The 7,225-nt window shown below is 69.7% G+C and carries 8 protein-coding genes; 7 read left to right on the forward strand and 1 reads right to left on the reverse strand.

The window, feature by feature from the left end; translation table 11 throughout:
- Nucleotides 1-56 precede the first annotated feature (56 nt).
- The 6 genes from ABNT58_RS02820 (at nucleotide 57) to pobA (ending at nucleotide 6,261) form a co-directional block, all read left to right on the forward strand.
- Nucleotides 57-1,031, forward strand: a complete 975-nt coding sequence (locus tag ABNT58_RS02820) for a tripartite tricarboxylate transporter substrate binding protein (protein ID WP_348751995.1) — start codon at nucleotides 57-59, stop codon at nucleotides 1,029-1,031.
- A gap of 23 nt (nucleotides 1,032-1,054) precedes the next feature.
- Nucleotides 1,055-1,714, forward strand: coding sequence for a 3-oxoacid CoA-transferase subunit B (locus ABNT58_RS02825; RefSeq protein WP_348751996.1), 660 nt, complete (start codon nucleotides 1,055-1,057; stop codon nucleotides 1,712-1,714).
- 56 nt (nucleotides 1,715-1,770) lie between these two features.
- The gene (locus tag ABNT58_RS02830) at nucleotides 1,771-2,763 is read left to right on the forward strand and encodes a tripartite tricarboxylate transporter substrate binding protein (protein WP_348751997.1); all 993 of its coding nucleotides are present in this window, start codon (nucleotides 1,771-1,773) and stop codon (nucleotides 2,761-2,763) included.
- Nucleotides 2,764-2,802: 39 nt separating this feature from the next.
- On the forward strand, nucleotides 2,803-4,011 hold the full coding sequence (gene pcaF, locus ABNT58_RS02835; protein WP_348751998.1) for a 3-oxoadipyl-CoA thiolase: 1,209 nt from the start codon (nucleotides 2,803-2,805) through the stop codon (nucleotides 4,009-4,011).
- Between the two features lie 206 nt (nucleotides 4,012-4,217).
- The gene (locus tag ABNT58_RS02840; protein ID WP_348751999.1) at nucleotides 4,218-5,045 is read left to right on the forward strand and encodes an IclR family transcriptional regulator C-terminal domain-containing protein; all 828 of its coding nucleotides are present in this window, start codon (nucleotides 4,218-4,220) and stop codon (nucleotides 5,043-5,045) included.
- Nucleotides 5,046-5,082: 37 nt separating this feature from the next.
- On the forward strand, nucleotides 5,083-6,261 hold the full coding sequence (gene pobA, locus ABNT58_RS02845) for a 4-hydroxybenzoate 3-monooxygenase (protein WP_348752000.1): 1,179 nt from the start codon (nucleotides 5,083-5,085) through the stop codon (nucleotides 6,259-6,261).
- A 9-nt stretch (nucleotides 6,262-6,270) separates the two neighbouring features.
- Here the strand turns inward: pobA and ABNT58_RS02850 are convergent, their stop codons facing one another.
- Nucleotides 6,271-6,672: a helix-turn-helix domain-containing protein gene (locus ABNT58_RS02850; RefSeq protein ID WP_082735138.1), complete on the reverse strand. Its 402-nt coding sequence runs from the start codon at nucleotides 6,670-6,672 to the stop codon at nucleotides 6,271-6,273.
- A gap of 50 nt (nucleotides 6,673-6,722) precedes the next feature.
- Here ABNT58_RS02850 and ABNT58_RS02855 point away from each other — a divergent pair.
- Nucleotides 6,723-7,225, forward strand: a 503-nt coding sequence (locus tag ABNT58_RS02855) for an alcohol dehydrogenase catalytic domain-containing protein (RefSeq protein ID WP_348752001.1), incomplete at its 3' end; no start/stop codon positions are given.

A 7,225-nucleotide genomic window follows, 5' to 3' on the forward strand; every position in this document is an offset into this window, starting at 1 on the left:
GTGGTGCAGGTGGCGCGCGTGGCCACCACCGGCGGCGGCTTCAAGCAGGCCGCGTGATGCGGCGTCGCCTCTTCATGGCCGGCGCCGCCGGCCTGGCCACGCTCGGCGCGCCGCTGCGCGCGCTGGCCCAGCTGCCGGCCGGCAAGCCCGTCAGGATCATCGTGCCCTTCGCGCCCGGTGGCGGCAACGACGTCTTCGCCCGCCAGCTGGCTACGCAGCTGACCACGCTGCTGGGCGTGCAGGTGCTGGTGGACAACCGGCCCGGCGCCGGCGGCACGGTGGGCACCGATGCGGCGGCCAAGTCGCCCGCCGACGGCAGCACGCTGCTGCTGGGCCACACCGGCACGCTGGCCATCAACCCGGTGCTCTACCCCAAGCTGCCCTACGACGCACGCAATGCCTTCGTGCCGGTGGCGCCGCTGGCCAGTGCGCCGCTGGTGCTGGTGGTGCCGGCGGTCAGCCCCATCCGCACGCTGGCCGATCTGCTGGCCCGCGCCAAGGCGGCGCCGGGCAAGCTGGCATTTGCCTCCAGCGGCAACGGCACCGGCGGCCACCTGGCCGGCGAGCTGCTGGAAGAAGTGGCCGGCATCCAGCTGCTGCATGTGCCATACAAAGGCACCGCGCCGGCGCTCACCGACGTGCTGGGCGGCCAGGTCGACCTGATGTTCAGCGTCATCCCCTCGGCGCTGCCGCACATCGACGCTGGCAAGCTGCGCGCCATCGGCATCACCGGCGCGCGCCGCAGCCCGCGGCTGCCCGACGTACCCACCGTGGCCGAAGGCGGCCTCAAAGGCTATGAAAGCTCACTGGCCTATGGCCTGGTGGCGCCGCGCGGCACGCCCGACGCGGTGCTCAGGACGCTGAGCCAGGCCGTGGCCAAGGCCACCGAATCGCCGGCGCTGCGCGAGGCCTTCAAGGCCGAAGGCGCAGAACCGCTGGCTGGCAGCGCCGCCGACTTCCAGGCGCTGATGCAGACCGAATCCGACAAGTGGGGCCGCGTGATCCGGCAAGCCGGCATCAAGCCCGAATGAACACGACCGCAAGGAGACTTCCCATGCCCGCCGAACAGCCCAAGAAGTGGACCCGCGACCAGATGGCGCGCCGCGTGGCCCAGGACATTCCCGACGGCGCCGTCGTCAACCTGGGCATCGGCCTGCCCACCGCCGTGGCCAACCACCTGCCCGAAGGGCGCGAGGTGGTGCTGCACAGCGAGAACGGTGTGATCGGCATGGGCCCGGCGCCCGCCGCGGGCGAAGAGGATTACGACCTCATCAACGCCGGCAAGCAGCCGGTGACGCTGCTGCCGGGCGGCTGCTTCTTCCACCACGCCGACAGCTTCGCGATGATGCGCGGCGGCCACCTCGACGTGTGCGTGCTGGGCGCCTTCCAGGTGTCGGCCGGCGGCGACCTGGCCAACTGGCACACCGGCGCCAAGGACGCGATTCCGGCCGTGGGCGGCGCGATGGACCTGGCCATCGGCGCCAAGAAGACCTACGTGATGATGGAGCACACCACCAAGGCCGGTGACAGCAAGATCGTGCCCGCCTGCACCTACCCCCTGACCGGCATCGGCTGCGTGAGCCGGATATACACCGACCTGGCGGTGCTGGACATCACGCCGCAGGGTGTGGCGGTGGTTGACATGGCCGAGGGCCTGAGCTTCGACGAGCTGCAGAAGGTCACCGGCGTGCCGCTGCTGCGCGCAGCAGCCTGACCGATCCACCCCCCCGACGACCACAAGACCATTTTCCCGACCGGAGACAACAAGCCATGACCACCCCGATCTCGCGCCGCGTGTTCACCCTGCTGGCCACCGCGGCCGCCGGCAGCTTGCTGGCCGCCCCCGCGCTGGCCGCCGACGACTTTCCGAACAAGCCGGTGCGCATCCTCACGCCCTTCCCGGCCGGCTCGGGGCCCGAGACCGTGACCCGCATGGTGGCCGAGAAGCTGCAGAAGATGTGGGGCAAGCCGGTGGTGGTGGAAAACAAGCCGGGCGGCAACGGCTTCATCGCCATCGACACCTTCAAGCGCGGCGACAAGCAGGGCTACGACCTGATCCAGCTGGACAACGTGCACCTGTCGGCCTACCCGCACCTGTTCAAGAAGCTGCCCTACGACCCGCAGAAGGACTTCGATCCGCTGCTGCCGCTGTTCAAGACCAACTTCTTCTTCGCGGTGGCCACCGACAGCAAGTACAAGACCGTGGCCGACATCATCAAGGACGCCAAGGCCAACCCGGGCAAGCTGAACTACGGCTCGTGGTCGGTGGGCAACCCGGTCCACCTGGGCTCGGAGCTGTTCGAGACGGTGACCGGCACCGAGATGGAACACGTCATCTACAAGGAAACCTCGCTGCTGTACACGGCCGTGGCCACCGGCGAGCTGTCCTTCGCGCTGGGCACCAGCGCCAGCTCGGGCGCGCTGCAGCGCGCGGGCAAGCTGCGCTACATCGCGGTGGCGGCGCCCAAGCGGGTGCCCTACTTCCCCGACGTGCCCACCGTGGGCGAATCGGGCGGCCCGGCCAACTTCGAGGTGATCGGCTGGACCACCATCGCCGCGCCCAAGGGGCTGCCGCCCGAGCGCGCCGAGAAAATCCGCCGCGACATCGAAAAGGCGCTGTCCGAGCCCGACATCAAGCAGCGCTACGACACCTTCGGCTACGAACTCTTCCCGCAGACGCGCGAGCAGTTCAACCAGTTCATCGGCACCGAATCGCAGCGCTTTGCCGACGTGGTCAAGAAGGCCAACGTCACGCTGGACTGACCGGCCCACCGCTTCACAGACATCCCAGGAGACTTTTGCATGAGTGCCCAAGACGCCTTCATCTGCGACGCCGTTCGCACCCCCTTCGGCCGCTACGGCGGCGCGCTGTCGTCGGTACGCGCCGACGACCTGGGCGCGGTGCCGCTGCGGGCCCTGATGGCCCGCAACCCCAAGGTCGACTGGGCGCAGGTGACCGACGTGCTGTACGGCTGCGCCAACCAGGCCGGCGAAGACAACCGCAACGTGGCCCGCATGAGCGCGCTGCTGGCCGGCCTGCCGCTGGAGCTGCCGGGTGCCACCATCAATCGGCTGTGCGGCTCGGGCCTGGATGCCGTGGGCAGCGCCGCGCGCGCCATCAAGTCCGGCGAAGCCGGGCTGATGATCGCCGGTGGCGTGGAAAGCATGAGCCGCGCGCCCTTCGTGATGCCCAAGGCCGAAAGCGCCTTCTCGCGCGCCAATGCGGTGTACGACACCACCATCGGCTGGCGCTTCATCAACAAGCTGATGAAGGAGCAGTACGGCGTCGACTCGATGCCCGAAACCGCCGAGAACGTGGCCACCGACTACAAGATCGAGCGTGAGGCGCAGGACCGCATGGCCCTGGCCAGCCAGCTCAAGGCCGTGGCCGCGCAAAAGAGCGGCTTCTTCGACGCCGAGATCGTGCCCGTCACCATCCCGCAGAAAAAGGGCGAGGCGGTGGTGGTGACCAAGGACGAGCACCCGCGCGAGACCTCGCTGGAATCGCTGGCCAAGCTGCGCGGCGTGGTGCGCCCCGACGGCACGGTGACCGCCGGCAATGCGTCCGGCGTGAACGACGGCGCTGCCGCGCTGCTGCTGGCCAGCGAAGCCGCCGCCGCCCGCCACGGGCTGACGCCGCGCGCCCGCGTGGTGGGCATGGCCACGGCCGGCGTGCCGCCGCGCATCATGGGCATGGGCCCGGCGCCGGCCACCCGCAAGGTGCTGGCCCTGACTGGGCTGACGCTGGACCAGATCGACGTGATCGAGCTGAACGAGGCGTTCGCCGCGCAGGGCCTGGCGGTGCTGCGCGACCTGGGCCTGCAGGACGACGACCCGCGTGTGAACCCCAACGGCGGCGCCATCGCGCTGGGCCACCCGCTGGGCGCCAGCGGCGCCCGCCTGGCCACCACCGCGGTGAACCAGTTGCACAAGAGCGGTGGCCGCTACGCGCTGTGCACCATGTGCATCGGCGTCGGCCAGGGCATCGCAGTCATCCTCGAGCGGGTGTAAACACCGCCCGACACGTTCGCAGCCGGCCCACGGGGTCGGCTTTTTTTCGTCTTCATCACCCGTGAGGCTGGTGCCCGGCTGCTGAGTTGTGCGGCATACGCCCAACCCTCAGCCGAACCCTCTGGCAACGCGCGGATGGCCTGCCTACATTGCGTCCATCCCTGCAGCGGCCGGCCTCTCGGGCGAATAGCGCACAAGAGACTCCCATGAGCGACGACGACTTCCACACCGACGATCCGGCCACCGGGCGCAACGCGCCGCGGCCGGAAGCGCCGCCCGGACCGGCGGCGCGTGACCTGGTCGCCGGGCTGGAAAAAGGCCTGCAGGTCATCGAAGCCTTCGACCAGGACCGCCCGCGCCTGACCATCGCCGAAGTGGCCCAGCGCACCGGCCTTACCCGCGCCGCAGCGCGCCGCTACCTCATCACGCTGGCCCACCTGGGCTTCGTCAGCCAGGACCGCCGGCTGTTCGCCCTCACGCCCAAGGTGCTGCGGCTGGCGCAGAGCTACATGCATTCGGCCCGGCTGCCGCGCATCGTGCAGCCCGAGCTGCACAAGCTGGCCTATGCGATGAAGGAAGCCTCGTCGGCCGGCACGCTGGACGGCGACGACGTGATCTGCATCGCCGCCACCAGCGCGGGGCGCGTCATCTCGGCCACGCTGCAGCCCGGCACCCGGGTGCCGGCGCACTGCACCTCCAACGGCCGCGTGCTGCTGGCCGCGCTGCCGCAGGCCGAGGTGGACGCCTGGATCTACCGCCAGAGCCTGCGCGCCTACACCCCCCACACCGTGACCCTGCCCGAGCGGCTGCGCATCGAGATCGCGCATGCGCGGGCGCAGGGTTATGCGTGCGTGGACCAGGAACTGGAACTCGGCCTGCGCACCATCGCCGTGCCGCTGAAGAACTACCGCGGCGACACCATCGCGGCACTGAACTTCAGCGTGCATGCGCAGCGCATGACCATGGACCAGCTGGTCGAGCACTGCCTGCCGCCGCTCAAGCAGTCGCAGGCCACGCTGCGGCAGCTGCTGTAGCGCCCTTCATCATCCCACCGCGACGAAAGCCCGTCCCATGCCCACCACCCGCACCCAGGTCGCCATCATCGGCGCCGGCCCCTCCGGTCTTCTGCTCGGCGCACTGCTGGCGCGCAAGGGCGTGGACGCCGTGATCATCGAGCAGCGCAGCGCCGACTACGTGCTCGGCCGCATCCGCGCCGGCGTGCTGGAACAGGTGACGGTGGACCTGCTGGACGAGGCGGGCGTGAGCGAGCGCCTGCATGCCGAAGGCCTGCCGCACGACGGCGTGAACCTGTCCTTCGGCGCAGAGATGCACCGCATCGACCTGAAGGCGCTGACCAACAAGCATGTCGTGGTGTACGGCCAGACCGAAGTCACCCGCGACCTGATGGACGCCCGAGCCGCCGCCGGCCTGAGCACCGTGTACGAGGCGCAGGACGTGGCGGTGCACGATTTCGGCGGCAGCCAGCCCCGGGTCACCTACACGCTGAACGGCGAGGCCCACACGCTGCAGTGCGACTTCATCGCCGGCTGCGATGGCTACCACGGCGTGTGCCGCGCCAGCGTGCCGGCCGATGCGCTGCAGACGCACGAGAAGGTCTACCCCTTCGGCTGGCTGGGCGTGCTGGCCGACGTGCCGCCGGTGGCGCATGAGCTGATCTACGCGCACAGCGAACGCGGCTTCGCGCTGTGCAGCATGCGGTCGGCAACCCGCAGCCGCTACTACGTGCAGTGCTCGCTCGACGACCAGGCCTCGCGCTGGAGCGACGATGCCTTCTGGGCCGAACTGGCGCGCCGGCTGCCGGCCGACGTGGCGGCCAACCTCGTCACCGGCCCGTCGATCGAAAAGAGCATCGCGCCGCTGCGCAGCTTCGTGGCCGAGCCGATGCGCTTCGGCCGGCTGTTCCTGGCCGGCGACGCTGCGCACATCGTGCCGCCCACCGGCGCCAAGGGCCTCAACCTCGCCGCCAGCGACGTGCATTACCTGTTCGAGGCGCTGCGCGAGCTCTTCCTCGACCATTCCGAGGCCGGCATCGACGCCTATTCGCAGAAGGCGCTGGCGCGGGTGTGGAAGGCGGAGCGTTTCTCCTGGTGGCTGACCTCGCTGATGCATCTCTTTCCGGAGCAGAGCCCGTTCGAGCAGCGCATGCAGCAGGCCGAACTCGACTATCTGGTCTCGTCCGAGCACGCGATGGCGGCGCTGGCGGAGAACTATGTCGGGCTGCCTTACTGACGGAGGCGCTCAGGCGGCCTGCGGCTCCCGCTGCGTGGCGTGGCGTTCGCCCCACGCCTTCAGCGCCATGATGACCGGCTGCAGCGTTCGCCCCCTGTCCGAGAGCGAGTATTCGACCCGCGGTGGCACCTGCGGATAGACGACGCGCAGGATCAGCCCGTCGGCCTCCAGCTCACGCAGTTGTGTGGTGAGCATGCGCTGGGTCACGCCGGGGACGCGCTTGCGGATCTCGTTGAAGCGCAGCGTCCCGCTCATCAGGTGATAGAGCAGGATTCCCTTCCATTTGCCGCCGATCAGCCCCAACGCGGCCTCGACCGGGCAGCCTGCGGAACAATAGGGCTCCTGAAAACGAGGCGGCATCACGGTATCCTTTTCGGCACTATCGGCGGAAATTGTGCGTTCTTGCGGCATCCGAGAATAGGGATCATCTCGCCTGCATTGCAATGCAGGAGACCTCCCCCATGCGCGCCATCGGCTATCGCGAACCCCAGGACATCAGCGCCGAAACCAGCCTCATCCCCCTCGATCTGCCCGAGCCCGTCGCGGCCGGCCGCGACCTGCTGGTCGAGGTCAAGGCGATCTCGGTCAATCCGGTCGACACGAAGGTGCGGCGCAACGCCCGCCCGCCGGAGGGAGAGGCCCGCATCCTCGGCTGGGACGCGGCCGGCATCGTCAAGGCCGTGGGCCCCGAGGTCACGGCCTTCCGGCCGGGCGACGCCGTCTTCTATGCGGGCGCGCTGAACCGCCCCGGCGCCAATATGGAGTTCCATCTCGTCGACGAGCGGATCGTCGGGCCGAAGCCGAAGAGCCTGTCTTTCACTGAAGCCGCCGCCCTGCCCCTGACCATGATCACGGCCTGGGAGATGCTGTTCGACCGGCTGAAGGTGCGTGACCCCGTGCCGGGCGCGGCGCCGGCCCTGCTCATCGTCGGTGGGGCGGGCGGCGTCGGCTCGGCGGCGATCCA

The organism is uncultured Aquincola sp. (genome assembly GCF_964001545.1).
Taxonomy (GTDB): Bacteria; Pseudomonadota; Gammaproteobacteria; order Burkholderiales; family Burkholderiaceae_C; genus Aquincola.